The sequence below is a fragment of the Limibacillus halophilus genome (assembly GCF_014191775.1).
GTDB classification, from domain to species: Bacteria; Pseudomonadota; Alphaproteobacteria; order Kiloniellales; family CECT-8803; genus Limibacillus; species Limibacillus halophilus.
Genome location: NZ_JACHXA010000004.1, coordinates 143,854 through 169,530 on the forward strand (window position 1 = coordinate 143,854; position 25,677 = coordinate 169,530).

The window sequence follows — 25,677 nt, forward strand, 5'->3', positions numbered from 1 at the left end:
CCCTTACTCTGCCGCCTGGGCGCCGCGAGCCTGTGCCGCACGCCACACTTTCTCAGGCGTTGCAGGCATATCGATCTCGCAGCCCAGTGCATTCGTTATAGCGTTCATTAATGCTGCCGGAGCCGCAATGGCACCGGCCTCACCGCATCCCTTCACGCCCAACGGGTTGTGGGTGCAGGCCGTCTCCGTCGTGGCGACCTTCAGTAGCGGCAGATTGTCGGCGCGCGGCATGCAGTAATCCATGTACGAGCCGGTCAGAAGTTGCCCCGTTTCCGGATCATAGACACAGCCTTCCAGCAGCGCCTGGCCAACGCCTTGCGCAACGCCACCATGAACCTGTCCCTCGACGATCATCGGATTTATCACCTTGCCGAAATCATCGACCGCTACCCAATCGACAATTTCGGTCACGCCGGTCTCGGGATCGATTTCAACCTCGGCGATGTGGGTTCCTGCCGGATAGGTGAAGTTGAGCGGGTCGTAAAAGGCCGTCTCGTCCAGGCCCGGCTCCACATCCTCCGGGTAGTTGTGCGGCACGTAGGCCGTAAAGGCTATCTCAGCAATGGTCTTGGACTTATCCGTGCCAGCGACCTTGTATTGGCCGCCGTCGAACTCGACATCCTCCACGCTGGCTTCCATCAAATGGGCGGCAATTTTGCGGCCTTTTTCGATGACCTTGTCGCAAGCACGGATAATAGCCGAGCCCCCGACTGCGAGTGACCGAGAGCCGTAGGTGCCCATACCCATCGGGATGGAGCCGGTATCACCATGCACGATCTCGATGTTTTCGTAAGGTATGCCAAGCTTTTCGGCCGTAAGCTGGGCGAATGTGGTTTCGTGACCTTGCCCGTGGCTGTGCGATCCGGTGAAAACCGACACGGATCCAGTGGCGTTAAACCGCACCTGGGCGGATTCCCAAAGACCGACACCGGCCCCAAGGGAACCGACGACTGCAGAAGGTGCAATGCCGCAGGCCTCTATGTAAGCGGAAAAACCGATGCCGCGAAGCTTACCCTTGGCTGCTGATTGACGTTTGCGCTCGGCAAAGCCTTTGTAATCAATCATCTCCAGGGCCTTATCCATGGCGATTCCGTAGTTCCCGGTATCGTACGTCAAGGCAACCGGCGTGGCGTAGGGGAAGGCGTCGGGCGGAATGAAATTCCGCATTCTCAGCTCCGCAGGGTCTATCCCTGTCTCGCGTGCAGCCACCTCGACAATCCGCTCCAGCAGATAGGTGGCTTCCGGCCGACCAGCCCCGCGATAGGCGTCCACCGGTGCGGTGTTGGTAAACACGGCCTTCACGTTGGCGTAAATCACCGGCGTGGTGTATTGCCCGGCCAAAAGCGTCGCATAAAGGTAAGTGGGAACGCAGGACGCGAAATTGGACAGGTAGGCGCCCATATTGGCGATCGTATCGACTTTGAGCGCCGTGAATTTACCGTTTGCATCAAGCGCCAGCTTCACTTCGGTCACATGATCACGTCCGTGGGCGTCCGCCAGGAAACTTTCACTGCGATCAGCGGTCCATTTGATAGGTCGCCCGACTTTCTTGGCGGCCCAGGTGCATACCGTCTCTTCGGCATAGCAGTAAATTTTGGAACCAAAACCGCCGCCGACGTCCGGCGCAATAACCCGAACCTTATGCTCTGGCAGCCCCAGCACAAAAGCGCAGAGGATTAAACGGAGCAAATGTGGGTTCTGGCTGGTCGAATGCAGGATGTAATTACCGGTACCCGGTTCGTATTCCGCGAGGGCCGAACGTGGCTCCATGGCATTGGGAATCAGCCGGTTGTTGACCAACTTCAAGGTTGCGACGTGGCTCGCGTTGCTAATGGCGTCGTCCACGGCAGCTTGGTCGCCCAACTCCCAATCGAAGCAGAGGTTGCCAGGGGCCTCCTCATGAAGCTGAGGCGCATCATTCGAGAGCGCACCAGCGGGATTAACGACAGGCGCCAAATCCTCGTAATCGACCTCCACCAGTTCGGCCGCGTCCTGCGCTTGCTGGCGGGTCTCCGCGATCACGACGGCAACGTGGTCGCCCACATAGCGGACTTTATCGCGAACCAGTGGGAAATGCGGTGGGCCTTTGTGCGGATTTCCATGGCGATCTACGACCGTCCAGCCGCAGGGCAGGGAGCCGACACTATCGGCTGCCATATCGGCACCGGTGAAGATTGCAACGACACCCGGTGCGGCAACGGCAGCGGTGCTGTCGATCGACTTAACGACCGCATGAGCATGGGGCGAGCGCACGAAGACCGCCCAAACCTGATCCGCTCGGTTGATGTCATCGACATATTTGCCCACACCGGTCAGAAAACGTTGATCTTCGCGACGGCGGACAGAAGAACCTACTCCTGAATCAGGCATTGTCTCACCCTCCCATCTCGTCGGCTGCGGCCTGGATGGCCTTGACGATGTTCTGATAGCCGGTGCAACGACAGATGTTGCCCTCCAGCCAATCTCGAATTTCTGTCTCGCTGGGTTTCGGGTTCTCCTGCAACAGATCCACCGCGCTCATCACCATGCCAGGTGTGCAAAAGCCGCACTGCAATCCGTGGTGTTCCCGGAAGGCTGCCTGCATGGGATGCAATTCGCCGTTCACCGCAAGCCCTTCAATCGTGGTCACTTCCGTATCGTTGGCCTGAATCGCCAGCATGCTGCAGGCTTTTACCGACTTACCGTTCACATGTACGACGCAAGAGCCGCATTGACTGGTATCGCAACCGACGTGTGTGCCGGTAAGGCGCAGATTTTCACGCAAAAAGCTGACCAGCAAGGTGCGGGGTTCGACCTCCGCCGAAACCTGCTTGCCATTCACTTTCATGGAAACGCTGGGCATATTTTCCTCCCTTTTGCGCAGCATAGGCGGCGTCCTTGGACGTCCTGCGAAATTGTTCGGCCCGTCATTCATGCGGACAGTTCGATGGGTGAGTGTGTGTCCCCCTCGGGTCTTTGGTCAAGAACTTGCAAGCGTTAATTGAGCAGCTTGTCCAATTTACCAATTGAATGGCGCCGGCAGCGTCATGGTTGTCGCTCAGGTGCGTCCGAACATTACGATCAATAAAATGATGATGGCGACCAATCCGGAAATCCAGACCAAAGGTGAAAGGCCCGGCTTGCGCTTAGCCTCCGCCAATGCCTCCTCAATTTCCTGCTTGTCGAGCGCCTCATCGGGATCCGCATGCAAGGGTGTGTGCGGGGGAGTATGAGAGGGGGCTTGCGTGGGTGACCCATCGTCGGATTGTCCCTGTGCATGGGCACCTATAGCTTGCTCCAGCCCGTCTGTCGGACCACCGGAGCCGGAGGAAACGATTTGGGAAAAGGTCGCAAAGAACTCATCGGAGAGCTTCTTTGCGGTTCCATCGATCAGGCGCGAGCCGATCTGTGCAAGCTTACCGCCGACTTTGGCATCGACCTCATAGCTCAGCAGGGTGCCATTTTCTTTGGTCGTGAGCTTTACCTTGGCGTTGCCTTTTGCGAAACCGGCGGCACCGCCCTTACCTTCGCCTGACAAGGTGTAACTTTCCGGTGGCACCAAGTCCTCAAGCACGACGTGACCACCGAAAGTCGCTGATACAGGCCCTACCTTGGCTTTGACCTTCGCGTCGAAGCCGCCGTCTTCACTCCGATCCAACGACTGGCAGCCCGGGATGGACTGGCGCAGTACTTCAGGATCATTCAGTGCATCCCAGACCTTCTCTCGCGAGGCGGGGATAAGGACTTCGCCGGTCATCTGCATGGGTTGCTCTCCAGGTGGCCAGTGTCGTGGTGCGGCAAAGACCTAGGCTAAGACGCTACCCTTATCACTGCAACCGCCAAGAGGACGCGCAAAGGCGTCAACCGCCCAGGAACAAACGCCCGACTTCCGGATTCTCCAGAAGCTCAGTACCGGTGCCTGCAAGCGCCAATTGGCCGGATACCAAAACATACCCGAGATCAGCAAACTCCAGGCCCTTCTTGGCATTCTGCTCGACCATCACAATGGTTTTGCCTTCGACATTCTGCAGGTCGGCCAAAATCTCGAACACCATATCGATAAAGCGGGGTTCCAGCCCGATCGACGGCTCATCGACTAACAAGACTTCCGGGTTCATGATCAAGGCACGCGAGATTTCAAGCAAACGCCGCTCGCCCCCCGATAGTGTGCCGGCACGTTGATGGCGACGATCCGCTAGTCGCGTGTACTTCTCGAACACCCGGTCCGCAGATTGCTTGGCCTCAGCCGGCCGGTTCTTGAGGTACCCACCCATCAGAAGGTTCTCTTCGACGGTCATGTCCGGGAACACAGAATTGTCCTGGAGAATATAGGCGACGCCCGCATCACGCAGTTTTTCCTTGGGGCTGAGGCTGGTGATGTCGTTACCCCCAACGAAAATCTTTCCTCCGTATATATTGGTAAACCCGAAGATCGAGTGCAGGATCGTTGATTTTCCCGCGCCATTGGGGCCGATCAAGCAGAGGGACTGTCCCTTGCCGACCACCAAGTCAAACTCATGGAGGATCTCCATCTTGCCGTAGCCGGCACGCAACCCTTCGATCGTGACAAAGGGCTCGCCTTTACAGTAGCCCCTCAGGGTTGCAGCGTCTGGACGTTGCTCCGATAAGGCTTGAGCTTCCTTGGCAACCTGATCGACCGACATGACCGATTCGACGGTGCCGGTGCCATAGCCGCTGATCCGCTTCTTTTTTTCGCTTTCGGTTTCGCTGGCCATTAATGTGCTCCCAGGTAGGCGTCGATCACGCGCGGGTCATTCTGGATTTCGTTTGGACCGCCTTCTGCCAGAAGCTGACCATGCGCCAGGCAGTAGATACGCTTTGCAATGTTCATGATCACCCGCATGTTGTGCTCGATAACCAGCAGAGTGATGCCGAATTCCTGGTTCGCCCGGAGAAGGCGATCCAACAGGCCGTTGATGAGCGTCGGGTTGATGCCGGCGGTCGGTTCATCCAACAGCAGCATCTTCGGCTCGTTCATCAAGGCCATCGCGAATTCCAGGAGTTTTTGCTGGCCGAAGGAAAGCGAGCCCGCCATCAGATGACGTTTGCTATAGAGCCCAACAAACTCCATCAGCTCGTCACAGCGCTCCAAGTCCGCCTTGGGATGCCGCTGCAATAGGGCAAAAATTCCCTCCTCCTTGTGAGGGACGGAGATCAACATATTTTCAACGCAAGTCATGGCGCCGTAGATTCGGGTTTGTTGGAAGGTGCGCAAAAGGCCCAAACGAGCGATCTGTGGCACCAGCATCTTGGAAATTTCCTGCCCTTCGAACTGGACGGAGCCGCTGTCGATAGGATGATAGCCGACAATCGAGTTGTAGAGTGTTGTCTTGCCTGAGCCGTTAGGCCCGATCAGACCGACGATTTCGCCTTGATTGACGTGCATCGAGATATCGCTGTTAGCGATGATGCCGCCGAAGCGTTTGGATACGCTTTCAACGTTCAGCATGGTAGTCATGATGCATTCCCCTCGCTTGCGGCTTCTTCGTCTTCAACCCGGTAGCCGAAAAGCTCAGGTTTGCGTTCACGCAACCATCCGAGAATGCCGAGCGGGAAGAAGACGACAATGATAACGATCAGCAACCCGAGGGCCACGCGCTGCCAGCCGAGAAGATAGGTCCAGAACAGCTCCTGCGTGACATGGAACACGATTGCACCGACCACCGGTCCCCAGAGCAGTCCCTTGCCGCCCAGGATCGCCATCAGCACCATCCAGACGCCGAAGGTTGCGCCCGCAAAAGCACTGTCGCGCGGATCAATGAAGCCCAACACATTTCCGGCCAATCCGCCACCAATCGCGAGGAACAGGGCGGATATGGCCCAGGCGATCGTCTTGTATCGTGTGGTTCTCAGACCCATTGCTTCGGCCTTGTCTTCATCATCGCGAATTGCGTTGATGGCCAAACCGAAGCGACCGGCATAAAGCCGCCTCAAGCTGAAGAACGTCACAGCCGTCAGAAGAACCATCATGAAATAGTAGAAAACCTTCGGCTGTAGGCCGATCCCAGAGGGGAAAAGCGGTGGAACCATGCCCGAGCCGGCGCCAACCCAATCCCAGCCAGCGAAAATTTCCCCAAAAGCAATACCCAATCCCAGGGTGCCGATAGCGAAATAATGACCGCGCAAACCAAGGAGCCCAGTGCCGATTACCACCGCGAAAACAACACCAATCAAGGCGGAGATAAGCAAGCCCAGAGCCAGGCCGGAGAAGTACTGCCCAGTTGTTAAGGCAAACCCGGCGGCGCCCTGTGCATCGGTATAGGTTCCGACGTCGAAAAAGAGGCCGACCTGGACCACCGCTGTAGTGTACATGCCCAAGCCAAAGAAAATGACATTGCCAAAGGAATTGTACCCCATCTGGCCGCCAACGACGTCCCAGGTCAGTGCGATCAGGATCATGACCCACAACATCGTCAACTGGGTTTGTAAGCCCGGAAAAAGGAAGGGCGCGACGACGGCGGCAATCAGAATGGCAATGAATCCGCCAATCTCCAGGCCGCTCTTTTTGCTCATGATGCCACTCATTTCAGATACTTCCTTTGCCGCCCCAGCATGAAGCTGCGGTACATCAGGATCACGACCAGCAGTAGGTAGACGAAAGCCAACTGATACTCTGCGCCGAGTACAAAGCCCGCATATTGTTCGGCCACACCAAGACCAAAGGCCGACGCGACAACACCGGCAATATTGCCGAGTCCAGCAACAACGACGATGGTGAAGGAGCGAATTGTGTAAGCCAGGCCCTGGAAGGGGTGGATGGTCAGGCTCATGACCACCAGAGCACCGGCTGCGCCGCAAACCGCCGCGTTGATGCCATAGGTCGTGGCATAGACCTTGTCAGTATCAATGCCCAAGATCCGCGCCGCCCGGGCGTTCTGGGCGGTCGCGCGTATCGCTTGGCCCATCCGCGATTTTCGCATGAAGACAACCAGGCAAACAGCGATCACCAGTGTCAGGACAAAGGCCAGCAACTTGATCTGCGGTACGCTCACCATGCCTTCGAAAATGAACCAGCTTTGCAGCTGTGTATCGACGGTCTGCACGTCAGCGCCAAAAACCTCGTTCATCAACTGCTGAAGCAGGATCGACATCCCGAACGTCGCCAAAAGCGAAATGAAGAGATCGCGATCAACCAGCCGGAAAATGACGAGTTTGTAGAGCAGATACCCGAGGATAAAGAGGGCAATAGCCGCGGCCGGTATTCCAAAAAGTGGTGGAACGCCGACTTGAAATAGACTCCAGGCTACGAAGCCGCCAAGGATGACGAATTCTCCCTGGACAATGTTGATGATGTTCATCACGCCCCAGACGAGCGCCATTCCATAGGCTGCAAGGGCGAAGAGCGCGCCAATTAATACTCCGTCCAACAACAGCTGAACATTGAAGATCGGCGCTTGAATCAGGATGTCGATGTTATCCATGCGTTGAGCCTGTCTCCCAGACGTCTACCCATACCGACAGCACGCCGGTAACGACGGTGATGATTCCATACCCGATAAGGACCGACCCCGCCTCCAGACGAAGGGAGCGGGGCCGGGTACCTATGGTCTACCGTATCGAGTGCTTATTACCGTGGATAGCGTAGCTTAGCCGAAGCCCACTTCGTGGGAGCGACCACTTGGAACTCGCCATCCTGGACTTGATAAAGCACCATGGGCTTAGCGATGTTCTTACCAGTTTCATCAAATTTGATGTTGCCGTAAAAGGTCTGGATCTCGGTTACGGCCAAGGCGTCGCGTACCGCATTCGCCTCCAGGGTGCCGGCGCGACCGATAGCATCGGCGAAGACCTGCACTGCTGCAGCGGATTCCGCTGCCTGATATGGCGGCGCATAGCCGTAGGTATCTTCGAACAACTTGGCGAAATCCGCCGCCGATCCGAAGAGGTCATCCGAGTAGCTGAGGCTTGGCGCCCACTGGGAAGCGCAGAGCGCACCTTCAGCCGCTGCCCCGAACTGACCGATGATGTCGGCAGCGTCACAGTGGGTCATGGCGAGCATCGGGACTTGAACGCCCATTTCGCTAAGCTGGCGGATGGCTAGTGCAGCCCCCTTAGAGTGGCCGGATACAACCAATACATCAGGCTTTAGCGCCTTGACCTTGGTCAGGGTTGCCGACATGTCGTTCAATTCCGGCGGAAGCTTGTCATCAATCACGACCTTCATACCGAATTTCTCGGCATCGGCGAGCACGCCGGCGCGCACATCCTGCGAGAAGGGGTCATTTTCGAAAGCGCCCGCAATTGTTACGTCGGAGGCTTTCTTGCCTTCTTTCTCCGCGATCTCAGCCGCCAGAGCAATGGCACTGGTCAGATACTGTTCGGATGTTGAAAGTACGGCGAAAAGATACTTGTAACCCTGTGTGAAGAGGGATCGCGAAGCACCGTTTGCTTCAACCATCGGGACGCCGTAGTTTTCCGTCACTGGAGCGATGGCTTTGGTGAGTCCGGAAGAGTAGGGCCCAAGCAGAAACTGAACACCGTCTTGCTGGATCAAACGTTCAGCCAACTGTGCGCCGCGCGCGGGGGTCGATTCGTCATCGTAATAAACGATTTCAATCTTGTGGGCGACACCGCCGACCATAACGCCACCTGCGTCATTTAGTAACTTTGCCGCCAGGTCATAACCGTTCTTAGTATGGGCACCGTTTGTGGAATACTTGCCCGTCAAGGAAATCGCCGAACCAAGTCGGATCGTGTCGGCCTGAGCAACGCCAGCGACTGCGATGCTCAATCCAGCGGCAGCAACCGTGGCCGCCGCAAACTTGCGGAAGTGCAGCATTAAAATAAACCTCCCTATAACTGCGCTTTCTTTGTTTGGCCCATCAAGCGCGCAGGATCGATGAGCTATGGCAAGAACCTAGCTGTTCAAGCTGTGGGTGGCAAGATTGTAGAAACGCAATGTATGTCGTTTTCTGTATGCTGGCTCGAGAGCCGCATGCACGAGCGATACCGATGGCGATGCATAGCGCCTTGGTCTGGAAGTGGTGATCATGCATACTGCCGCGCCGCGTGACCCGCGGAGCACGGTCAGTGCCCGTAAAGGCGGTAAGTTATGTGATTGTAGTTGGGTGGTGATAGGGAGGATTGTGTGCCTACCAGGAAAGGAATGACGGCGACCTGCCGTTTGCTCGGCCTCGCAACAGTCTTTGTGTTTATTGCGATGCTGCCTGTTCAGGCGGCGGTTGACGGGACGGTCGGCGCGCCGCATCTGGAAGGCGCCGATCTGCGGCTTTTCTGGATAGTCCCCTTTATTGGAATACTATTGTCTATCGCAATTTTTCCTTTGGTGGCCCCCAGTTTCTGGCACCACAATTTCGGCAAGATATCGGCGTTTTGGGGCGCGGCGTTCCTGCTGCCCTTTACATTGGTGTTCGGCTGGCAACTCGCATTGTTTGAACTGCTGCACGTTGCTTTGTTGGAGTACATACCCTTCATCATTCTGCTTCTGGCGCTTTTTACCGTCGCCGGTGGCGTGCGTCTGAAAGGGCGCTTGCGCGGTACGCCGGTGGTGAATACCGGTATCCTGTTGTTGGGAACGATGATTGCGAGCTGGATGGGCACGACCGGCGCGGCAATGTTGCTGATTCGACCGATTATTCGCGCAAACGAATGGCGCCAGCATCGGGTTCATACCATCGTTTTCTTCATTTTTCTGGTTGCCAATATCGGTGGCTCGTTGACCCCTTTGGGTGATCCGCCGCTGTTCCTGGGATTTCTGAAGGGCGTGTCTTTCTTCTGGCCCACGACCCATATGTTCCTGCCAATGGTCATGCTGTCGGTTTTGTTGCTGGTGATCTACTTCCTCTTGGATAGCTATTTGTTCAATAAGGAAGAGATCAAAGAGCCCCCCCAGGAACCGGCGTCGGAGAACGCCGAGCCTGAAGAAGCGTTGGGATTGGAGGGAAGCGCTAACCTATTGCTCTTGGTCGGCGTCATCGGCGCTGTTTTGATGAGTGGCGTTTGGCGTCCTGATGTCGCGATCGATATCTATCATGTCGAGGTCGAGCTTCAGAACCTGACTCGTGATGTGCTTCTGATTGGCATCGCTGTGTTTTCCTGGCAGATGACTCCGAAGGCCAGTCGCGAAGCCAATGGCTTTTCCTGGTTCCCCATTGTTGAAGTCGCCAAGCTATTTGCGGGCATTTTCGTGACGATTGTCCCAGCTATCGCGATCCTCAAAGCTGGCACCAACGGCGCCATGTCTGGGTTGGTGAACATGGTAAATGTTGATGGGCAACCCGTGAACAGTATGTACTTCTGGCTAACTGGAATTCTCTCCAGTTTCCTGGACAATGCGCCGACTTATCTCGTGTTTTTCAATACTGCTGGCGGCGACGCGGATATCCTTATGGGTCCGATGGCGCAGACCTTGCTGGCCATTTCAGCCGGTGCGGTTTTCATGGGGGCAAACACCTACATCGGCAACGCGCCAAACTTCATGGTGAGGTCAATCGCCGAGGAACGGGGAATTGCGATGCCCAGCTTCTTTGGTTACATGGCGTGGTCCGGGCTGATACTGCTGCCCCTGTTCGGCTTGGTGACGCTGGTCTTTTTCCTGTAGAGACCGGCCTCTCACTTTTAGTGGGACATCAAGAGCGGGATCTTGCTGTCGGCTAGAACCTCGTGGGTAACGCCTCCCAGCAAGATCTGACGCCAGCGCGTATGCCCGTAAGCGCCAAGCACGATCAGATCGCAGCTCTGCGTTTCGGCGAAATCAAGGATCGCCTTGCCAACGCTGTCGGGAATTTCTGCCAGATTGCGTGCCTCTCCGTTCACTCCATGACGCCGTAAGTGCTCCATCACTTCCAACTTGGAAAGGGCATCGCCTGCATCAGCGCCAACCGTCAGAACCAGAACCTTTTCCGCGCTCGCAAGAATACTCATCGAATCACGAATTGCCCGCACGGCTTCGCGTGTGCCTTTCCAGGCCAACACGACTTTCTTGCCGATCTGGATTTCAGGATCAAACCCTCTGGGAATGACGAGCACAGGTAGTCCAGACTGCATCACCAGTTCTTCAGGTAAACGCGTCCGAAAGTGATCTTCAAGATGTTCGATGATTGGCTGTGCAGCGATAATGATGTCGGCCGTATGGGCATGTTCCGACATAAGCTCCACATGATCGCCCTCTATTACGAGCCAGGCATTTTCTATGCCGTCACGTTCACAAGCTTCATGGAACTCTTTCTCAAGGTTATCCGCGACCTCACGGGCATTACGGCTGGCTTCGGACAGAAACATTGCCGAAGCGCCGCGCCCGGTAATACCCGCCGGCATGCCTATTGGGGTAGGAATAAACAAGGCAAAGACCTTCGCGTCGTGTTGTCGCGCGAGTTTGAGCGCCACCTTTAGGCGAGTGCGATGCTCTACGTCGTTAGCGAGATGGACAAGGATGGTCTTCAAACTCATTTCATTACTCCAGGGTGATGCAGGCTGGATTCACGAACCAGAAGCTACTCCGAAGGCCGCTTAGCGTCTAGCAGCGAGACAGATATTACCGGTTTCACAAACGTTTGTCGGCGCGGAGAATGAGCTTCCGATCTCGCAACAGCGTTACGGAATCGCCGGCAACGGCAAACAACGCAGAGCGCAGTTCGGCGGGTGCCGTCAAAATGCGCTGCGTGATCTCACTGACGACTTGCTTGGAGACGTCCATGCGCGCGAGCCAATCCGCAAAATCATGCTCCTTATTGTAAATCGTTTCCCGATTGATCGTCAGGCCGGCGGCCTCGATAGAACGCCGCCACTCGTCACGGGTGAGACTGCGTGCATGGCTGGGGTCGCGGGTTACTTCCAACCAATGTAAGAACGCGCAAATTTCCGGTTCATCTGGGGCCATGCTGTCTTCCAGCACAAAACGGCCTCCAGGGCGCAGCACGCGCTCCACTTCGCGGAGGAACCCCGGAATATCATCAAAATGATGTGGCGCAATTCGGCAGGTTACAAGATCGAATGTATCGGGGCCGAAGGGAATATCCGTGGCATCGCCGTACTTGAAAATGACGTTCTCGACCTGGCGCTCAATCGCCAGTTTTCGAGCGCGGGCAAGCATGCCCTCGGCGATGTCGATTCCGACGACGAGGGACGCTTTCGCAGCAAGGCGAAACGCCGTGTGGCCAGGGCCGGTGGCAACGTCCAGGCACAAATGATAAAGCCCAGGTTCGGCATAGGCGGCAACGATATCCAAATCGTTGCCGAATGCATGGCCGGGACTATTTGCATAAGCATCGGCCTGTTTGGAAAAACGCGCGGCGGTGTCTGCTTTATCAGTCATTGATTCAATATTCACACAGTTTTTCGGCTCGCATCCAGACTATCCGGCTGCCATGGCAATATTCGCCGCATGGCCATATCCACCAAGCTGTAAAGCGTGACAGCTATAATAGTTAAAATAAAGAGGGCAGCGAACATAACCGCGACTTGTCCTCGGGCGTTTGCTTGCAGCATTGCATAGCCAAGTCCTGCTGACGATCCAACCCACTCTCCAACCACGGCGCCAATCGGGGCTACGGCGGTGGCGACTCGCAGCCCGGAGGCAAAGGCCGGCAAGGCTGCGGGTATGCGTATATGACGCAAGCGCGACCAGCGACCGGCGCCCATTGTCGCGGCCAGATCCAGCCAACCCGGGTCGGTTCGGCGCAGGCCGTCAAAGGTGGCGGCCGTTACCGGAAAGAAGATGATGAGACTTGCCATCGCGACTTTGGAGGCAAGCCCATAACCAAGCCAAAGGACCAAGATCGGCGCTAGGGCGAAAACCGGGATAGCTTGGCTGACGACGAGGAGCGGGAGCAGCCAGAGGCGTAAGGTTCGTGCGCTGGCGAGCAAAAGCGCAGCAAATCCGCCAAGCGCAGTGCCGATCCCGAGGCCCAGTAGTATTTCAATCAGTGTGATCCCGGCATGGCCGATCAAGAAACGCCAACGCTCATATAATGCCAGGGCGACCTGATCAGGGCCGGGGAGGATGAAACTGGGTGCGTCGGTGAGGCGGACGGTAACCTCCCAAAAAAGCAGCAAGACGGCCGCGATCACCAGACTGCGGGCAACTCTTGTCATGGTCGATCTCGTGCAAGTAGGAGCCGGTTCAGTAAGGCCGATTGGGCGGCCAGGATGTCGACGGATCTAGGGTTCCGCGGTGCTGGTTCGGCGGGAATAGGAAAAGATTCGAGCGTTGCGGGGCGTCCGGACATAATCAGAATGGAATCCCCCAGCCGCAATGCTTCCAATGGGTCATGGGTGACCAGAAGGACGGTCCGCCCCTTCAGCAAATTTGCCGCGAGTTCTTGCAGCTCCAGGCGTGTAATGGCATCGACCGCCGAGAATGGCTCATCCATCAGGACAAATGGCTGGTTCTCGAAAAGCGTTCGTGCCAGGGCAGCCCGCTGACGCATTCCGCCGGAAAGCGCTGCAGGTCTTTTCCCTGCAGCATCGGCAAGGCCCACCGCCCTTAAGAGCTCCAGCGCGCGCATTTCTGCGGTACGGGTGTCTTTTCCACCTTTGCCATAACGCAATCTATGACCCAGGCAAACGTTCTGAAGCGTGGTCAACCAAGGTAACAAGAGATCCTGCTGGGCCATGTAGGAAAGGCGGCCTTCGAGGCTAGCTCCATCACTGTCTCTCACGTTGCCCATTGCCGCATCGCCCAGCCCGGCCAGGAGCCTCAACAAGCTAGATTTGCCAATTCCCGAGGGGCCCAGCAGGCATGTGGTTTGTGCAGCAGGGAGTGTGAGTTGCAGACCGGTGAAAAGCGGCTCACCTTGAAAGGAAAGCGTTCCATCGGTCAGGTGGACGTCTGGAGCACGTTCATTGGAATGGTGTTTGGCGGCCTGAGTCTGCAAGATATGTTCCCGGAACCAGCGGCGACGGCGGACTATTGCAAGGCGCCGCGCGCGGGACAAGAGAAAGCAGTGACTTGTTTGGGCGGGCAAGGATCGTGACCCGTTCTGGCATAGGCTGTTTTAGGGTTAATTCGCGAACTGGGAGCCTGACCTGAAACAGGAACCTCACGAACCCCTGCGGCACCCGGTCATGGTCGCCAGCGAAATCTATCGGACTTCCAGCTACGGCGGTCGGCATCCGTTGTCGATTCCCCGGGTCTCCACCGTCGTCGATGTTTGTCGTGCGATGGAGTGGTTGTCCGACGACGCCTATATCGATAGCCCACAGGCGACCGCCCAGGAGTTGGCGAGGTTTCATGATCCAGAGTACATCGCGGCTGTTCAACGCCTTGAGAGGGAACAGCAGGCCGATGCGGATGCGCGTCAACGATTCAATCTCGGTGTGAATGGGAATCCAATTTATCCGGAGGTGTTCCGGCGACCAGCTACGGCGGCCGGTGCGTCGCAGCTTGCGGGTCGCCTGTTGCGATACGGCGGCATTGTACATAGCCCGGCGGGAGGTACGCATCATGCGTTGCGCGAGCGCGCAAGCGGGTTTTGCTATTTCAATGATCCGGTCCTGGCGATCCTCAGCCTTCTCGATCATGGCTGCGACCGGGTCTTTTACTTGGATATCGACGCCCATCATGGGGATGGAGTGCAGATCGCGCTTGCCGAAGAGCCGCGCGTGTTCACCTGCTCAATGCATGAGGCGGGTCGATGGCCGATGAAGAGAGATGAACTGCTGGGGAACCTGAATGACAGAGGCGGCGGTCAAGCGCTCAATCTGCCGGTTATCGAGGGATTCAACGACAGCGAGTTTCGGTTCTTATTTGAGTCAGTCGTATTGCCGTTGATCGATCGCTTCAAGCCGGATGCTGTGGTTTTGCAATGCGGATGCGATGGATTGGCGGATGATCCGCTCAGCCGTCTGTCTTTGTCGAACCAGGCGCACTGGGCAGCGGTCAGGGGCTTGATTGGTGTTGCGCCGCGGCTTCTCGTGCTTGGCGGCGGCGGTTACAACCCTTGGGCGGTGGCCCGATGCTGGTCGGGTGTATGGGCCGTTCTAAACGGCTTTGACGTGCCGAAACGGCTACCAGAGGCGGTTGTCGGAATTCTTCGGTCGCTGATTTGGCGTCATAGCAAGGGGCGAAATCCTCCGTCCCATTGGATGGAAACACTCGCGGATCTGCCAAACGAAGGGCCTTTGCGCCCGGAGATTCGTGATTTGGCAAAAGCCGCGCTGATGTGATGGAGACAAACGATGGTGAAGCCGAACCCACTTGCGAGGCAGGTCAAAGCGCGGCAGGCTACGGCCATGTTTAGGAAGCTTCTATCGATTTCCCTTCTTATTGGTGTTTTCTGGATCACTGCGGCCTTGGCGCAAAGCAGCCCGGAAGAGGTGTATTTCGAGAAAGACCGATTGGTTATCGAAACACTGGAAGGCAAGCGGTTCGCCTTTACTATTGAACTGGCGATTACGCCAAAACAGCAAGCACGCGGGCTGATGTACCGCCGCGGCATGGCTGCGGATTCGGGCATGCTTTTTATCACGGACACCCCGCGCGAAATCAGCATGTGGATGAAGAATACGTTCATTCCCCTGGATATGCTTTTCGTGGATGGCCAGGGTGTGATCGTGAAGATCGCATCGGGAACGGTACCGCATTCCCTGGAAACGGTGGCCTCGGGTCAGGCGGTAAAAGCTGTGTTGGAGATCAATGCGGGCGTATCGGAACAGCTTGGAATTACCGAAGGATCGCGGCTTCTTTATCCCACCTTTGAATAGGCCTCTTGCCTGAGAGCGGCGGACCGCTTAAACAGGCGTCACAACCGCCGCTGGCGGGGAGTAGCTCAGCCTGGTAGAGCACCTGCTTTGGGAGCAGGGGGTCGTTGGTTCGAATCCAGTCTCCCCGACCACTTCATATTTTTCCGGAGTGCCGATCCGCGATTCGTGCGCCCGTTTGCTTGAAAATCTATCATGATCTGCACGCGATGATGCATTTCCATAAATTTTATGGATAATTGTCTGCATGGTGATCGATAGGAAAAAATTTGCAAAGGCGGAACAGCGGCAGAAGGTCGCGCGGAAAGAGGCGCTATACATCCTGCGCGTCATTCTTTTTGCGTTGATCCTGGTGGGGGTGGGTATTACCGCGTATTATAACTTGCGCTAGGTGCAGGTTAGCTGCTTGCTTATCAATCCTGAGCTATAATCTTAAGCGAATCGGGAAGATAGCCCGACCCTGCTACAATCCCAAAGGCTGACGCTCACGTTATGCGATCTTCTTCGTCCAAGCTACCCGATCCGACGACCCTTGAAGATAGATTGGTCTTCTTCAAAGCTTTCTTACGATCGCCCCTAAGCACCGGTTCCATCACGCCCTCGTTTAAATATCTAGGGCGGCGGATGCGGCGCATTATTGACGAGCAGGGGTTTGCCAAGAGTGCGATCATAGAGTTTGGGTGTGGTACGGGATCCGTTACCCGAAGCTTTGACGGCCATGAAGTCATTGGCCTGGATTTGGATGAGCGGCTGCTCGCCAAGGCTAGGAGAAATTGCCCTTTCGCTCGTTTCGAAACCGCCGATGTCTGCGCCGATGGCTTCGAACTTCCGAAGTTCACAAGCCAGCGGGCATACTTGGTCTCTTGCATACCGGTCGTGAACCTTGGTGAGCGACGGGTTGTCTTCGAGCGGAACCTGCAAAGACTTTTCGAGGATTCCCGTGTCAGTGGTTTCCTGCAGTTTACCTACCTGCCGAAGCGCCCCCTTAATCTGCAAGGAAAAGTTCAGCGCAGAAATTTGGTGCTCCGCAACCTTCCGCCGGCCTTCATCTATTGTTGGGAGCCCAGCCAAGGGACTCCCGGTGAAGCTTTGACCGCGGAAGCGAGTTGATCGTTCCTGCAACAGGTCAGTTTCACCGTTTCATCGCCCAGAAAAGCAACAAGATTACCACTACTCCAGCACCCCAAACGATCGGGTCCGCCACATCTAAGGTGAAATCTCCGATTTGCAGCTGCGAGTTGGAGATGGTGCGCGTCGTCTGGGAAACGGCTCCGCCGATCGTCTCTCCAGGCGATCCGAATTGTGCCTGAAAGCTCATGTTTCGATCCTAGCTGATATCGGCCGATTTTGCCGCAAAACCGTCTGGAAGTGTAGTTGCGATCACCGTAAGGGTCGGCGGCAGCGTCAAGAGCGTAGTCCTGCGATAACTTCCGAGGAGGGCGAGAGGAGGGTCGTTTGATCAGGGTAGGGTAAGCAAGCAGTCAGGCCCCTTGTATCCAAACGGGCGAGCCCACAGCCTTCGATCGCCCGGCGATAGCGTTGGCGGGCTGAGTTGTCGAACAACAACAAGCCGTCCGGCTTTACCTTCTCAATAGCCGGAGTCAGACATGCGGCACGGCAACGGCCGTCGATAATAATCAAATCGAACTGGCCCTCGTGGTCGTTGATGCTGTTCACGTAAGCGCCGAAGTCCAATCCCTCATACCCGTCCCGGGCGGAGCGGTAGCGCGGGTCGGCATTAGGCGATGCAGGCTGCGCCGGTACGCAATGGACACGCGCGTGCGCACCCATTGCTATAAGCGCGTCCTGGACTTCTGCCGCCCAATCAGCGTCATGCTCAACGGAAATGACTTCGGCGGCGCGATTGGCGAGCCAGACGGTGCTGGCGCCGCTGCCGTACTCGAATACCCTAGCGGCGGCGCGATCCTTCAAGAAACGTTCGATGATATTTGCCGATTCAAGGGTCCACCAGGGCAGGTCGACTCGGCAGAGGTCTTCAAAGTCATAAATGGCGAACAGGCTACGCAACCAAAGACACCAGCGGTTAGCCCGTCGCCGTTCCAAGAATCCGAGAAGCCCAATCGCTGCGGCAAGCTTGCGTAAAATACGCATGCAACAGATGAAGGTTGATCGCAGGACAGCCTTCATTTTCCTTTAGCTTTTTTGGTGGGGGTTGAAGAATCGGGGCTGGAAAACCCGACCCGATCCGCCACGAGATAACGTTCAGATGCATTGTTTTCGCTGGCCAGGACAAGCTCGGCAATCAAGCCGGTTCCAAGCAACTGTGTACCGGTCAGGATCAAAAGAATACCGAAGAACAGCAAAGGACGGTCGCCAATCGGGCCAAGCCCTGCGAACCATAGGACAGTAAGGTAGAAGAGTATTAGGAATCCGACGAAGCCGAGCGGCAATCCAATCAATCCAAAGAGATGTAGAGGGCGTGCCCGGTAACGGGTCAACAAGATCACAGTCACAAGGTCGAGCAACCCCTTTGCAAGCCGGGCCGTGCCGTATTTGCTCTTTCCCTGAAGCCTTGGGTGATGGGTAACCGGGAGCTCCGCAACTCTGAATCCCAGGGCATAAAGCATGGCTGGAGTAAAACGGTGCAGCTCGCCATAAATACGCAAGTGTGCGGCAGCATCCCGGCGATAAATCTTCAAGCCGCAGTTCATGTCATGCAGTTCGAGGCCGAACGCTCGGGCAACCACGAAGTTGAACACTTTTGACGGAAGACGCTTGCCGATGGGATCCTGACGGTCCTTCTTCCACCCGCTAACGATGTCATACCCTTCGTCGAGTTTATCGAGAAGCCGCGGAATTTCCTTGGGGTCGTCCTGCAGGTCGGCGTCCATAGTGACAATGTATTCGCCGCTTGCCTCCTTGAACCCGGCCATAAGCGCCGCAGCCTTGCCAAAATTCCGCGTAAAGCGAATGAGGCGCACCTGCGCCTCTTCCACTGCCAACCGTTTAGCGATTTCTGGCCCGCGGTCCCGACTTCCGTCGTCCACCAGCAAGATTTCATAATTGAAATTATAATCGAGCAATGCCGCCTTGATAGCCACGATCAGGGCTTCGAGACTGCCTTCTTCATCCATGAAAGGTATAACAATGCTGATAGAGCGAGGAGTGGACATAAACAACCAACTATGGTTTTTCGGACAATGAAAAGAGTAAGCAGGATTCGGTAAATTGTCTATGAATGCAAAACTGTAACAATTGATTTCGTTCTGTTTTTTGCTTAGTCGAACCGATTATGGAAATGCCGCCGATGAGCGCTGTACAACGAAACATTGCATACGCCGGGTCTCTTATCGGGCGACCTTTCTGTTCGTTGCTTCTGCTGGCTTTGGCGTTGGCGCCAATCGCTTTCCATCCTTTAGGAATTGGGCGGGATTATCCCAATCACCTTGCAAGGGTGTTTATTCAAGGGGCTTTCGGTCACCAACCCGCATTGCAGCAGTCCTATCAATTGAACCAGCAGGCAATTCCTGATCTGGCGATGGATCTATTGGTCGGTCCCTTCGTTGGCTTAATCAATGTCTATACCGCAGCCACGGTTTTTTCGGTGTTTGCTGTCGCATTACTTCCCGTTGGCGGCATGCTGCTACATTTCGTTCTGTACCGACGGTGGTCCCTTTGGCCATTAGCCTGCCTGCCTGCGTTGTACAGCGCGCCGCTTGCCGGTGGGTTGATCAATTTTCTTGCCGGTGTGGGCTTATCACTCGTCGGCTTTTCGGGATGGATAGCCTTTCGCCAGCGAAGCCGCTGGCTGCGGTTAGCAATCTTCCTGCCTCTCGTGGTCGTCCTATGGTTCTGGCATGCTCTTGGGTTCCTGGCGTTGGGTTACATGGTCCTCGCTTACGAAGTGGCACGGGCCCTGCATCAGCCAAAACACGCCTCTTTGTTCTGCCAGCGGGAACTTCTGTTGCAGAGCATCCTCTTTATGGTGCCACTGGCTTTGCTGATCATATCCTTCTTGTCATTGGGCGGACTTCCCGCCGGGGGTATTTCCTTTGGTAGTCCCATGGCAATGTTGATAAATTTCACTTTTGCCTTTGGCCTGTCCGACTTGCTCCAGGGGATAATTGTATTGGCGGTCGTGGCGGTCATTCTTATTGCTCTACGGCAAGCCGGGGCACTGGTGTGGCATCCTGATATCAGGGCACCTGTGATCGCTGTGGGACTGCTCGTCCTGTTTATCCCCGAAAAATTCCTGGGCATTAGCCTGCTGCAGTTGCGGTTTCCCGCACTCTTCGTTTTTTTGCTGTTTGCGGGTAGCCAATTGACGGTCGCCTCAGTGAAGGTGAGGGGTCTTCTTGCAATACTGTTCCTTGGTCTGTTTGCCTGGCAGTGGTCCTATGCCTGGCAACGCATGGCAAGCGTTGATCGGGTTCAGCGCGAGATGACGGAAGCGTTTGCCGGGATGAGTGAAGGCAGTTGGCTTTTAACCGCTTGGCCGCCGGAGAAGGATCGATCCGAGTTGGTGTGGAACGAATTGTATCACTCCAGCAGCCTTGCGGTTATCGAAGCCATGGCCTTCGAACCCAAGCTTTTTACTAACACCTCGCGCGTAAACGTTCGCGCACCGTTGAGCGTGTTTAATGAACCCCAAGCCTATCCTGCGAAAATGCCGGAACTGCTTGAGCGTGCCGCAAAGGCGGCGCCCAATGAAGCCGGGTGGGGGCAGGATGGCGCGGCCCGGTACTTCGATGGGTGGCCAGGTACCTTCGACTATTTGTTGTGGTTGGGACGCCAACCCTTGGATGCGCCGACGGATTGGAAATTGACGCCCGTAGCGGCAAACCCGGAGTTCATTCTCTATCGAATTAACTGAACGTCCTAGAGGCGTGGGTCGCGGCCCTTCCACTATGTGTCGTCCAGGCGATTGACATTCCCCGGCCAGACGGCCAAAAGTTCAATCGCGTGACGGTTTTTCGGGTTGTAGCGGCCTGAAAACGCAAGAGGGAACGTGGTGCGAGGCGCGAATCATTGCGCGGAATCAATTCCACGGCTGCCCCCGCAACTGTAAGCGGCGAGCCTTTATCCGTATAAGCCACTGGTCCACAAAGTTTTAAGGACTGGGAAGGTCGGGTAACAGGCTAAGACCCGTGAGCCAGGAGACCTGCCGTCGCGTCGTGTTTCGGTCGGTGGACGGGGGAGTCCGCGAACGGGATAACGGCCCGGATTGCAGAATCCAAGCTTCGAACAGCGGGCCGCTCGTTGCTTTCTCCAATCTAAACCCTCGCCTCTGGAATGCGCGTGAAAATGCCTTTTACCCGGAGGGGGGAAGCAATGTCTCTCAGTAAGCAAGCACTGCTCTATGCAGGCCTGATCTCGACAGTTTTTTCACTGGCCCATGTAACATCTGCGGCCGCGCAGGATTCCGATGTAGTTTCGCCAAGTACGCCGGGTAAGGAAATCGTTGTCAGTGCAAGTCGTGTGCCGATGTCGGCTAACAGGGTCGGCAGCGCCGTCACGGTCATTGATGCCGAAGATCTGGAGGATCGGCAGACTCAATCGGTGGCCGATGTTCTGCAGGAAGTTCCCGGCGTAGCGGTGACCCGATCGGGTGGCATGGGATCCTTGACCGAAGTTCGCATCCGCGGCGCGGAGGCAAATCAGACGTTGGTTTTAATTGACGGCGTGCGCGTCAATGACCCGTCTCGCGGTAACGCGTTCAACCTCGATAATCTTCTGGCGGTTGATCTCGAACGTATTGAGGTGTTGCGCGGCCCGCAGTCCGCGCTCTATGGCAGCGAAGCCATGGGTGGCGTGATTAACATCATCACTAGGAAAGGCGGACCATCTCGTGTGTCGGCTACGTTGGAGGCCGGGACACTTGAAAGCTACCGTTTCTCCAGTTCGGTCAGTCATAGTGAAGAGAACTACTCATTTTATTTAGGAGCGACACGCCTTAATAGCGACAGCGTTTCTGCTCTGGACCGCAAGATGCCCGGCGTCTCGGAGACGGACCCCTATGAGAACACCAGTATCAATGCCAATCTGCAGTTCGATGTAGGGCGGTTTGTCGAGGTTAGTTTAAGCGGCCGCTATAGCGATGCGACGGTGGAGTTTGACCCCTTGGTGTTTGACCCGAACACCTTCGTATCTGCAACGCAAGACGAGCCGGGTGTCTTTACCGATACCGTTGAAGCCACGGGGCGAGCACAAGCTAAACTGACTTTGTTCGAGGGGCAGTGGGAACAGATCGTTGCGGCCGGTATCTCCGACATCGATACCGAGACGACGGACCCCTTCTTCTTTTTACCGGTCACTTCGACCGAGGGGCAGGTAAGGGAATACCTCTATCAATCGAACATCTTCTTTGCCACACCGGAAGTGGCAAACGCTGAGCACACGCTCATTCTTGCGTTTGAACGCTTGGAAGAGGATGCGGCGGGAACGTTCCTTTCGGGCGGAGAAGATCAATCCCTGGCGAGTAACTCCTTGATCGGCGAGTATGAATTGGCGCTGTGGGATAGCCTGTTCCTGGGGGGCAGCATTCGACAGCAGCATAACGAAAAACTTTTCGATGACAGCACGACCTACCGCGCCACGCTGGCTTACCTCCTCGCAGATACGGATACGCGCCTGCATGGCAGTTTCGGCAAAGCAGTCAAGAACCCCACACTGACCGAGCTCTTCGGTTTTGGGCCGGGCTTTACGGGCAACCCGAACCTGCAGCCCGAATCGGCAATCGGTTGGGATATTGGGATCGAGCAGAACTTCTGGGATAAGCGCGCATCAATCGATGTCACCTATTTTGATTCAACCATCGAGGACTTAATCGTCGGTACAGGGAATACGGCCTTCAACGCGACTGGTGAAAACCGGATCAAAGGGTTGGAAGTTGCGGGCTCGATTCGCCCCTTGCCTGATTTGCGTCTGACGGCCAGCTACACTTATACCGACAGTGAGGACAGCAACGGACAAGAGCTGATTCGCAGACCTCGCCATATGGGTAGCCTCAACGCCAACTATCGCTTCCTAGATGGTCGTGCCAGCGTGAACCTGGGATTAGTGCACAAGGGTAAGCAGGACGACCTGAACTTTGCGACCTTTCCGGCGACACGGGTCGGTCTCGATTCCTATACGACCGTCAATCTCGGCGGTTCCTATGATATTACTGAGGGCGTGAGTCTTTTCGCTCGTGCGGAGAATCTGACGGATGCCGAACAGATCGACGTGTTTGAAACCAGAGGCCCGGGCCTTACGGCGTTTGTGGGCCTTCGGATCGGTTTCTCGCCGGATTGATTGCCCGCGGCGGCTATCGGTTTGCTCCTTGTTGCTTTTCCTGATTCTGATCGGGGCAGGAGGGGTATCATTGGGTCAGTTGTCAGCCGCCGAAACACGATCTGGACCACAACGCATTCTTTCCATGAATCTTTGTATCGACCAGTTGCTGCTGCAACTGGTCGATCGAGACCGCATTCTATCCGTTGCCGCTGATAGTGCTGATCCACAGCTGTCGTCCATTGCCGATCAGGTTAAAGGGATTCCCGTTAATCACGGACGCGCTGAGGAAGTTATCTCATTCAATCCCGATCTCGTCCTGGCAGGCCCCTTCACGACGCCGCACACTGCGGGTCTGTTGCAGCGCTTGGGTTACAGAGTGGAGACCATCCCGTTACCCCGATCATTCTCAGAGGCGTCCAAGGTGATCACCGAGCTTGCCGATTTGCTGGAAGTCGGCCCTCGCGGATTAGAGATCGCGAGGCAATTAGACGCCGATTTAGCCGAGTTGCAACGGCAAGTCGGCAATCGTCCAGATCGACCGACGGCGGCTTTCTTCGAACCAAACGGTTTTACGCCGACGGCAGGGACCATTGGCGACCGACTCCTGTCCGCTGCGGGTATGGAGAACCTGGCAGCCGATCTCGAGCGGCCTTATCTATCCCTCGAAGACCTTATCAGTTCCCGGCCGGATTTTTTGGTGCTGCAAGCACAACCGGGTGTGTCGCGCTCGCAGGCGGAAGCGCTACTGGAGCACCCGGCAATGCAGGGTATGGAAGGGTACGGTCGAATTCTCAAGCTACCGCCGCTTGCTTGGGCCTGTGGGGGCCCCGAGGCCGTCGCGGCGGCACGTGAGCTGGCGAGGCAAGCAGGAACGGTCAGTCGATAGGTGGGAATCGCGGCGGAGCCGTGGCGCTTGCCATGCAGTCGTGGAATCCCGTAAGTAAATGAACCAATAGAGTTAGGGATCATGTGGACCCCAGCAAGGCGGGGAAGACATGAGCCAAGGATTGCAAGGAAAGAAGCAGGATGCAGGTTCGTATTTTCAAACCGGCCAAAACGGCAATGCAGTCAGGACGTGCGCGTACCGATCGCTGGTGCATGGAATTCGAGCCGGGCGCACGCCGTGAAATTGAACCGCTGATGGGTTGGACATCGAGTGCCGAAACCAAACATCAAGTGTGCCTGTGGTTTGACAGCAAGGAAGAGGCGGTCGCCTACGCGGAAAAGCAAGGATTGATGTACAGCATATCCGAGCCCACCGCGCGAAAGATCAAACCCAAAGCCTATGCTGACAACTTTTCCTACAGCCGTCTTGGACGCTGGACCCACTAGCGGAATTCCTGGCAAGTGTGCTGGTTGTACGAAATGGGTTCGTGACCCCGTAGCTCAGCTGGATAGAGCAAGTGCCTTCTAAGCACTAGGTCGCAGGTTCGAATCCTGCCGGGGTCGCCATTTCCATACGTCGAACCAAAAAACCTAGAAAAATTGATAAAAGTTATTGTTTATTCCCTATTAATATTGTATATAGGGTGTGGCTCATGCTCGTTGAGTCACATAAGAGCGCGAATGCGCATTTTGGGGGCCGGAAGCCAAAACAACATGGCTTATTGGTACAAACGCCCGGAAGACGCTGGGGCTGCTGCAGTCTTGTTACGCGTCTTCCTGGAGTATCAGGAGTGATAGATGACTACAATTCTTCTTGCAGATGAGGTCGCGACAGGGACGCCGGTCCAGGTTGCGGCTGGCCGATTCACCCTCCGGGTGTCCGGCACATTCAATGGTGCAACATTGCGGTTGGAGATGTTGGGTCCCGACGAGGCAACCTGGTTGCCGGTCGAAGGTGGTGAGTTCATCGAGGGTGATGCACAGGTCCGAAACTTGGAGATCTGCGCGTCTCAACTTCGTATGGCAGTCGGCGGAGGTACGCCATCCGGGCTTCGGGCGGATCTGGTGCCCTATGTCGCATGAGGGGCTGTCCCGTTCGCTCGCCGATCACCGCACCGATGTTCGCCAGTTCAAGAGCGAGTGCGCTGGGGTTCGTGGATGAACAGGCTCTCAGTTTCAATGGCGTCTTTGACTATATGGTGTTGCCGATTGAAACCAGCGATCTCTTGCGGAGTGATCGCGCTTTTAGCATAGGGCTCTACATGGCCTGGCATTGGCAAAATGACAGTGTGGTTTTGTTGTCCACCATGCCAACTGCCGAAGAGGACCCGACACGGCACGGATTTGTTCTTTCCGTTAACCTGGCAAGTGGTCCCGAGTTCGGGCGTTTTCATTGCCGGTTTGAAGGCGATGTTCCAGCGGGCCAGCGGGCAAGGGCTTTGGGATCATCAGTGTTTGGATGGACCGCCAGGCCGGCTGTGACTTTTCTGCTGACTTATGACGGAAGTGGATCGGCGGCCGGGTTCCAACTTTACGTAAACGGCGTTCCGGACAACATGTCGGTCGTAGAGGATACTCTGACGGGACCGGTGATCTCGTACAAACGACCCAATGTTGCCGGCAATCCGGGATCGGGCGCTATCTTCCGACCTACGATGGATGCGTCACAGCTGATTCTTTGCGACCGAGCACTGACCCAGATTGAGGCTATGGAGCATCACAACGGGATTGCTGGCGATCCTCGAAATTCGCAGTTTGGCGCGGCGGTGCGACATTGGTGGCCAATCGGGGAGGGAGATGTCTTGCCTTGGCTGGATGATCGCATTAGCGGACTACAAGCTGAGGCCATTGGTTTCACCGCCAGTGGGTTCGTGGCCAAAGAATAGCGCGGGCTTT

General features: G+C 56.0%; 26 protein-coding genes, 2 tRNA genes and 1 riboswitch. Of the genes, 13 read left to right on the forward strand and 15 right to left on the reverse strand.

The features are described 5' to 3' along the window. Positions 1-3 precede the first annotated feature (3 nt). The 8 genes from FHR98_RS08740 to FHR98_RS08775 all read right to left on the reverse strand — a co-directional run bounded on the left by FHR98_RS08740 (position 4) and on the right by FHR98_RS08775 (position 8,779). Positions 4-2,370: a xanthine dehydrogenase family protein molybdopterin-binding subunit gene (locus tag FHR98_RS08740; protein WP_183416303.1), complete on the reverse strand. Its 2,367-nt coding sequence runs from the start codon at positions 2,368-2,370 to the stop codon at positions 4-6. Positions 2,371-2,374: 4 nt separating this feature from the next. After that, positions 2,375-2,842 (reverse strand): (2Fe-2S)-binding protein, encoded by a 468-nt coding sequence (locus tag FHR98_RS08745; RefSeq protein ID WP_183416304.1) that lies wholly within the window; start codon positions 2,840-2,842, stop codon positions 2,375-2,377. Positions 2,843-3,037: 195 nt separating this feature from the next. Then, positions 3,038-3,742 (reverse strand): SRPBCC family protein, encoded by a 705-nt coding sequence (locus FHR98_RS08750; RefSeq protein ID WP_183416305.1) that lies wholly within the window; start codon positions 3,740-3,742, stop codon positions 3,038-3,040. Between the two features lie 97 nt (positions 3,743-3,839). Continuing rightward, positions 3,840-4,715: an ABC transporter ATP-binding protein gene (locus tag FHR98_RS08755; protein WP_183416306.1), complete on the reverse strand. Its 876-nt coding sequence runs from the start codon at positions 4,713-4,715 to the stop codon at positions 3,840-3,842. Then, positions 4,715-5,458: an ABC transporter ATP-binding protein gene (locus FHR98_RS08760; protein ID WP_183416307.1), complete on the reverse strand. Its 744-nt coding sequence runs from the start codon at positions 5,456-5,458 to the stop codon at positions 4,715-4,717. Before FHR98_RS08760 ends, FHR98_RS08755 begins: the two co-directional genes overlap by 1 nt. Further along, on the reverse strand, positions 5,455-6,525 hold the full coding sequence (locus FHR98_RS08765) for a branched-chain amino acid ABC transporter permease (RefSeq protein WP_246377648.1): 1,071 nt from the start codon (positions 6,523-6,525) through the stop codon (positions 5,455-5,457). The genes FHR98_RS08760 and FHR98_RS08765 overlap by 4 nt, the downstream gene beginning before the upstream one ends. Next, a complete protein-coding gene (locus tag FHR98_RS08770; protein WP_183416308.1) occupies positions 6,522-7,421 on the reverse strand; it encodes a branched-chain amino acid ABC transporter permease in 900 nt (299 codons plus the stop codon). Before FHR98_RS08770 ends, FHR98_RS08765 begins: the two co-directional genes overlap by 4 nt. Before the next feature lie 146 nt (positions 7,422-7,567). Next, the gene (locus tag FHR98_RS08775) at positions 7,568-8,779 is read right to left on the reverse strand and encodes an amino acid ABC transporter substrate-binding protein (protein ID WP_183416309.1); all 1,212 of its coding nucleotides are present in this window, start codon (positions 8,777-8,779) and stop codon (positions 7,568-7,570) included. Positions 8,780-9,088: 309 nt separating this feature from the next. On the opposite strand from FHR98_RS08775, the gene FHR98_RS08780 reads away from it, so the two are divergent. Next, a complete protein-coding gene (locus FHR98_RS08780; protein WP_322091236.1) occupies positions 9,089-10,561 on the forward strand; it encodes a sodium:proton antiporter in 1,473 nt (490 codons plus the stop codon). A gap of 17 nt (positions 10,562-10,578) precedes the next feature. Here FHR98_RS08780 and FHR98_RS08785 read toward each other — a convergent pair whose 3' ends face one another. The 4 genes from FHR98_RS08785 to FHR98_RS08800 form a co-directional block, all read right to left on the reverse strand. After that, a complete protein-coding gene (locus tag FHR98_RS08785) occupies positions 10,579-11,409 on the reverse strand; it encodes a universal stress protein (RefSeq protein WP_183416310.1) in 831 nt (276 codons plus the stop codon). A 94-nt stretch (positions 11,410-11,503) separates the two neighbouring features. Then, positions 11,504-12,274 (reverse strand): class I SAM-dependent methyltransferase, encoded by a 771-nt coding sequence (locus FHR98_RS08790; protein ID WP_183416311.1) that lies wholly within the window; start codon positions 12,272-12,274, stop codon positions 11,504-11,506. An 11-nt stretch (positions 12,275-12,285) separates the two neighbouring features. Then, on the reverse strand, positions 12,286-13,053 hold the full coding sequence (locus tag FHR98_RS08795; RefSeq protein WP_183416312.1) for an ABC transporter permease: 768 nt from the start codon (positions 13,051-13,053) through the stop codon (positions 12,286-12,288). Next, positions 13,050-13,835, reverse strand: a complete 786-nt coding sequence (locus FHR98_RS08800; RefSeq protein ID WP_183416313.1) for an ABC transporter ATP-binding protein — start codon at positions 13,833-13,835, stop codon at positions 13,050-13,052. The genes FHR98_RS08795 and FHR98_RS08800 overlap by 4 nt, the downstream gene beginning before the upstream one ends. Positions 13,836-14,025: 190 nt before the next feature. Between FHR98_RS08800 and FHR98_RS08805 the strand changes: the two genes are divergently transcribed. The 5 genes from FHR98_RS08805 (at position 14,026) to FHR98_RS08825 (ending at position 16,770) form a co-directional block, all read left to right on the forward strand. Beyond that, entirely contained in the window at positions 14,026-15,126 is a 1,101-nt protein-coding gene (locus tag FHR98_RS08805) for an acetoin utilization protein AcuC (RefSeq protein WP_183416314.1), read from the forward strand. A 12-nt stretch (positions 15,127-15,138) separates the two neighbouring features. Continuing rightward, a complete protein-coding gene (locus FHR98_RS08810; protein WP_221205811.1) occupies positions 15,139-15,663 on the forward strand; it encodes a DUF192 domain-containing protein in 525 nt (174 codons plus the stop codon). A gap of 54 nt (positions 15,664-15,717) precedes the next feature. Then, a tRNA-Pro gene (locus FHR98_RS08815) sits at positions 15,718-15,794 on the forward strand. A gap of 113 nt (positions 15,795-15,907) precedes the next feature. Next, positions 15,908-16,051 carry a hypothetical protein gene (locus FHR98_RS08820; protein ID WP_183416315.1) on the forward strand — a complete coding sequence of 48 codons (144 nt, stop codon included), beginning with the start codon at positions 15,908-15,910 and terminating at the stop codon, positions 16,049-16,051. 233 nt (positions 16,052-16,284) lie between these two features. Continuing rightward, a complete protein-coding gene (locus tag FHR98_RS08825) occupies positions 16,285-16,770 on the forward strand; it encodes a methyltransferase domain-containing protein (protein WP_183416316.1) in 486 nt (161 codons plus the stop codon). 22 nt (positions 16,771-16,792) lie between these two features. Here the strand turns inward: FHR98_RS08825 and FHR98_RS08830 are convergent, their stop codons facing one another. The 3 genes from FHR98_RS08830 to FHR98_RS08840 form a co-directional block, all read right to left on the reverse strand. Further along, on the reverse strand, positions 16,793-16,978 hold the full coding sequence (locus FHR98_RS08830) for a hypothetical protein (RefSeq protein WP_183416317.1): 186 nt from the start codon (positions 16,976-16,978) through the stop codon (positions 16,793-16,795). An 86-nt stretch (positions 16,979-17,064) separates the two neighbouring features. Next, a complete protein-coding gene (locus FHR98_RS08835; protein WP_183416318.1) occupies positions 17,065-17,808 on the reverse strand; it encodes a class I SAM-dependent methyltransferase in 744 nt (247 codons plus the stop codon). Continuing rightward, on the reverse strand, positions 17,805-18,794 hold the full coding sequence (locus FHR98_RS08840) for a glycosyltransferase family 2 protein (RefSeq protein WP_183416319.1): 990 nt from the start codon (positions 18,792-18,794) through the stop codon (positions 17,805-17,807). Before FHR98_RS08840 ends, FHR98_RS08835 begins: the two co-directional genes overlap by 4 nt. A 134-nt stretch (positions 18,795-18,928) precedes the next feature. Here FHR98_RS08840 and FHR98_RS08845 point away from each other — a divergent pair, with 134 nt between their 5' ends. From FHR98_RS08845 to FHR98_RS08875, 7 genes are all read left to right on the forward strand, one after another. Next, positions 18,929-20,494 (forward strand): hypothetical protein, encoded by a 1,566-nt coding sequence (locus FHR98_RS08845; RefSeq protein ID WP_183416320.1) that lies wholly within the window; start codon positions 18,929-18,931, stop codon positions 20,492-20,494. A 76-nt stretch (positions 20,495-20,570) separates the two neighbouring features. Next, a riboswitch (cobalamin riboswitch) is annotated at positions 20,571-20,804 on the forward strand. 148 nt (positions 20,805-20,952) lie between these two features. Continuing rightward, positions 20,953-22,914, forward strand: a complete 1,962-nt coding sequence (locus FHR98_RS08850; protein ID WP_183416321.1) for a TonB-dependent receptor plug domain-containing protein — start codon at positions 20,953-20,955, stop codon at positions 22,912-22,914. A 70-nt stretch (positions 22,915-22,984) separates the two neighbouring features. Next, a complete protein-coding gene (locus tag FHR98_RS08855; RefSeq protein WP_183416322.1) occupies positions 22,985-23,782 on the forward strand; it encodes an ABC transporter substrate-binding protein in 798 nt (265 codons plus the stop codon). A 140-nt stretch (positions 23,783-23,922) separates the two neighbouring features. Then, on the forward strand, positions 23,923-24,228 hold the full coding sequence (locus FHR98_RS08860) for an ETC complex I subunit (RefSeq protein WP_183416323.1): 306 nt from the start codon (positions 23,923-23,925) through the stop codon (positions 24,226-24,228). Between the two features lie 43 nt (positions 24,229-24,271). Beyond that, positions 24,272-24,348, forward strand: a tRNA-Arg gene (locus FHR98_RS08865). A gap of 231 nt (positions 24,349-24,579) precedes the next feature. Further along, complete coding sequence (locus FHR98_RS08870) at positions 24,580-24,864, forward strand: hypothetical protein (RefSeq protein WP_183416324.1); 285 nt, start codon at positions 24,580-24,582, stop codon at positions 24,862-24,864. Further along, positions 24,861-25,667 carry a hypothetical protein gene (locus FHR98_RS08875; RefSeq protein WP_183416325.1) on the forward strand — a complete coding sequence of 269 codons (807 nt, stop codon included), beginning with the start codon at positions 24,861-24,863 and terminating at the stop codon, positions 25,665-25,667. The genes FHR98_RS08870 and FHR98_RS08875 overlap by 4 nt, the downstream gene beginning before the upstream one ends. Positions 25,668-25,677 lie beyond the last annotated feature (10 nt).

Excerpts from the sequence above, each read along its gene's own strand:
- FHR98_RS08740 (WP_183416303.1), bottom strand. The coding sequence starts at position 2,370 with ATGCCTGATTCAGGAGTAGGTTCTTCTGTCCGCCGTCGCGAAGATCAA.
- FHR98_RS08745 (WP_183416304.1), bottom strand. The coding sequence starts at position 2,842 with ATGCCCAGCGTTTCCATGAAAGTGAATGGCAAGCAGGTTTCGGCGGAG.
- FHR98_RS08750 (WP_183416305.1), bottom strand. The coding sequence starts at position 3,742 with ATGCAGATGACCGGCGAAGTCCTTATCCCCGCCTCGCGAGAGAAGGTC.
- FHR98_RS08755 (WP_183416306.1), bottom strand. The coding sequence starts at position 4,715 with ATGGCCAGCGAAACCGAAAGCGAAAAAAAGAAGCGGATCAGCGGCTAT.
- FHR98_RS08760 (WP_183416307.1), bottom strand. The coding sequence starts at position 5,458 with ATGACTACCATGCTGAACGTTGAAAGCGTATCCAAACGCTTCGGCGGC.
- FHR98_RS08765 (WP_246377648.1), bottom strand. The coding sequence starts at position 6,525 with ATGAGTGGCATCATGAGCAAAAAGAGCGGCCTGGAGATTGGCGGATTC.
- FHR98_RS08770 (WP_183416308.1), bottom strand. The coding sequence starts at position 7,421 with ATGGATAACATCGACATCCTGATTCAAGCGCCGATCTTCAATGTTCAG.
- FHR98_RS08775 (WP_183416309.1), bottom strand. The coding sequence starts at position 8,779 with ATGCTGCACTTCCGCAAGTTTGCGGCGGCCACGGTTGCTGCCGCTGGA.
- FHR98_RS08785 (WP_183416310.1), bottom strand. The coding sequence starts at position 11,409 with ATGAGTTTGAAGACCATCCTTGTCCATCTCGCTAACGACGTAGAGCAT.
- FHR98_RS08790 (WP_183416311.1), bottom strand. The coding sequence starts at position 12,274 with ATGACTGATAAAGCAGACACCGCCGCGCGTTTTTCCAAACAGGCCGAT.
- FHR98_RS08795 (WP_183416312.1), bottom strand. The coding sequence starts at position 13,053 with ATGACAAGAGTTGCCCGCAGTCTGGTGATCGCGGCCGTCTTGCTGCTT.
- FHR98_RS08805 (WP_183416314.1), top strand. The coding sequence starts at position 14,026 with ATGGTCGCCAGCGAAATCTATCGGACTTCCAGCTACGGCGGTCGGCAT.
- FHR98_RS08810 (WP_221205811.1), top strand. The coding sequence starts at position 15,139 with ATGGTGAAGCCGAACCCACTTGCGAGGCAGGTCAAAGCGCGGCAGGCT.
- FHR98_RS08820 (WP_183416315.1), top strand. The coding sequence starts at position 15,908 with ATGGTGATCGATAGGAAAAAATTTGCAAAGGCGGAACAGCGGCAGAAG.
- FHR98_RS08825 (WP_183416316.1), top strand. The coding sequence starts at position 16,285 with ATGCGGCGCATTATTGACGAGCAGGGGTTTGCCAAGAGTGCGATCATA.
- FHR98_RS08830 (WP_183416317.1), bottom strand. The coding sequence starts at position 16,978 with ATGAGCTTTCAGGCACAATTCGGATCGCCTGGAGAGACGATCGGCGGA.
- FHR98_RS08835 (WP_183416318.1), bottom strand. The coding sequence starts at position 17,808 with ATGAAGGCTGTCCTGCGATCAACCTTCATCTGTTGCATGCGTATTTTA.
- FHR98_RS08840 (WP_183416319.1), bottom strand. The coding sequence starts at position 18,794 with ATGTCCACTCCTCGCTCTATCAGCATTGTTATACCTTTCATGGATGAA.
- FHR98_RS08845 (WP_183416320.1), top strand. The coding sequence starts at position 18,929 with ATGAGCGCTGTACAACGAAACATTGCATACGCCGGGTCTCTTATCGGG.
- FHR98_RS08850 (WP_183416321.1), top strand. The coding sequence starts at position 20,953 with ATGTCTCTCAGTAAGCAAGCACTGCTCTATGCAGGCCTGATCTCGACA.
- FHR98_RS08860 (WP_183416323.1), top strand. The coding sequence starts at position 23,923 with ATGCAGGTTCGTATTTTCAAACCGGCCAAAACGGCAATGCAGTCAGGA.
- FHR98_RS08870 (WP_183416324.1), top strand. The coding sequence starts at position 24,580 with ATGACTACAATTCTTCTTGCAGATGAGGTCGCGACAGGGACGCCGGTC.
- FHR98_RS08875 (WP_183416325.1), top strand. The coding sequence starts at position 24,861 with ATGAGGGGCTGTCCCGTTCGCTCGCCGATCACCGCACCGATGTTCGCC.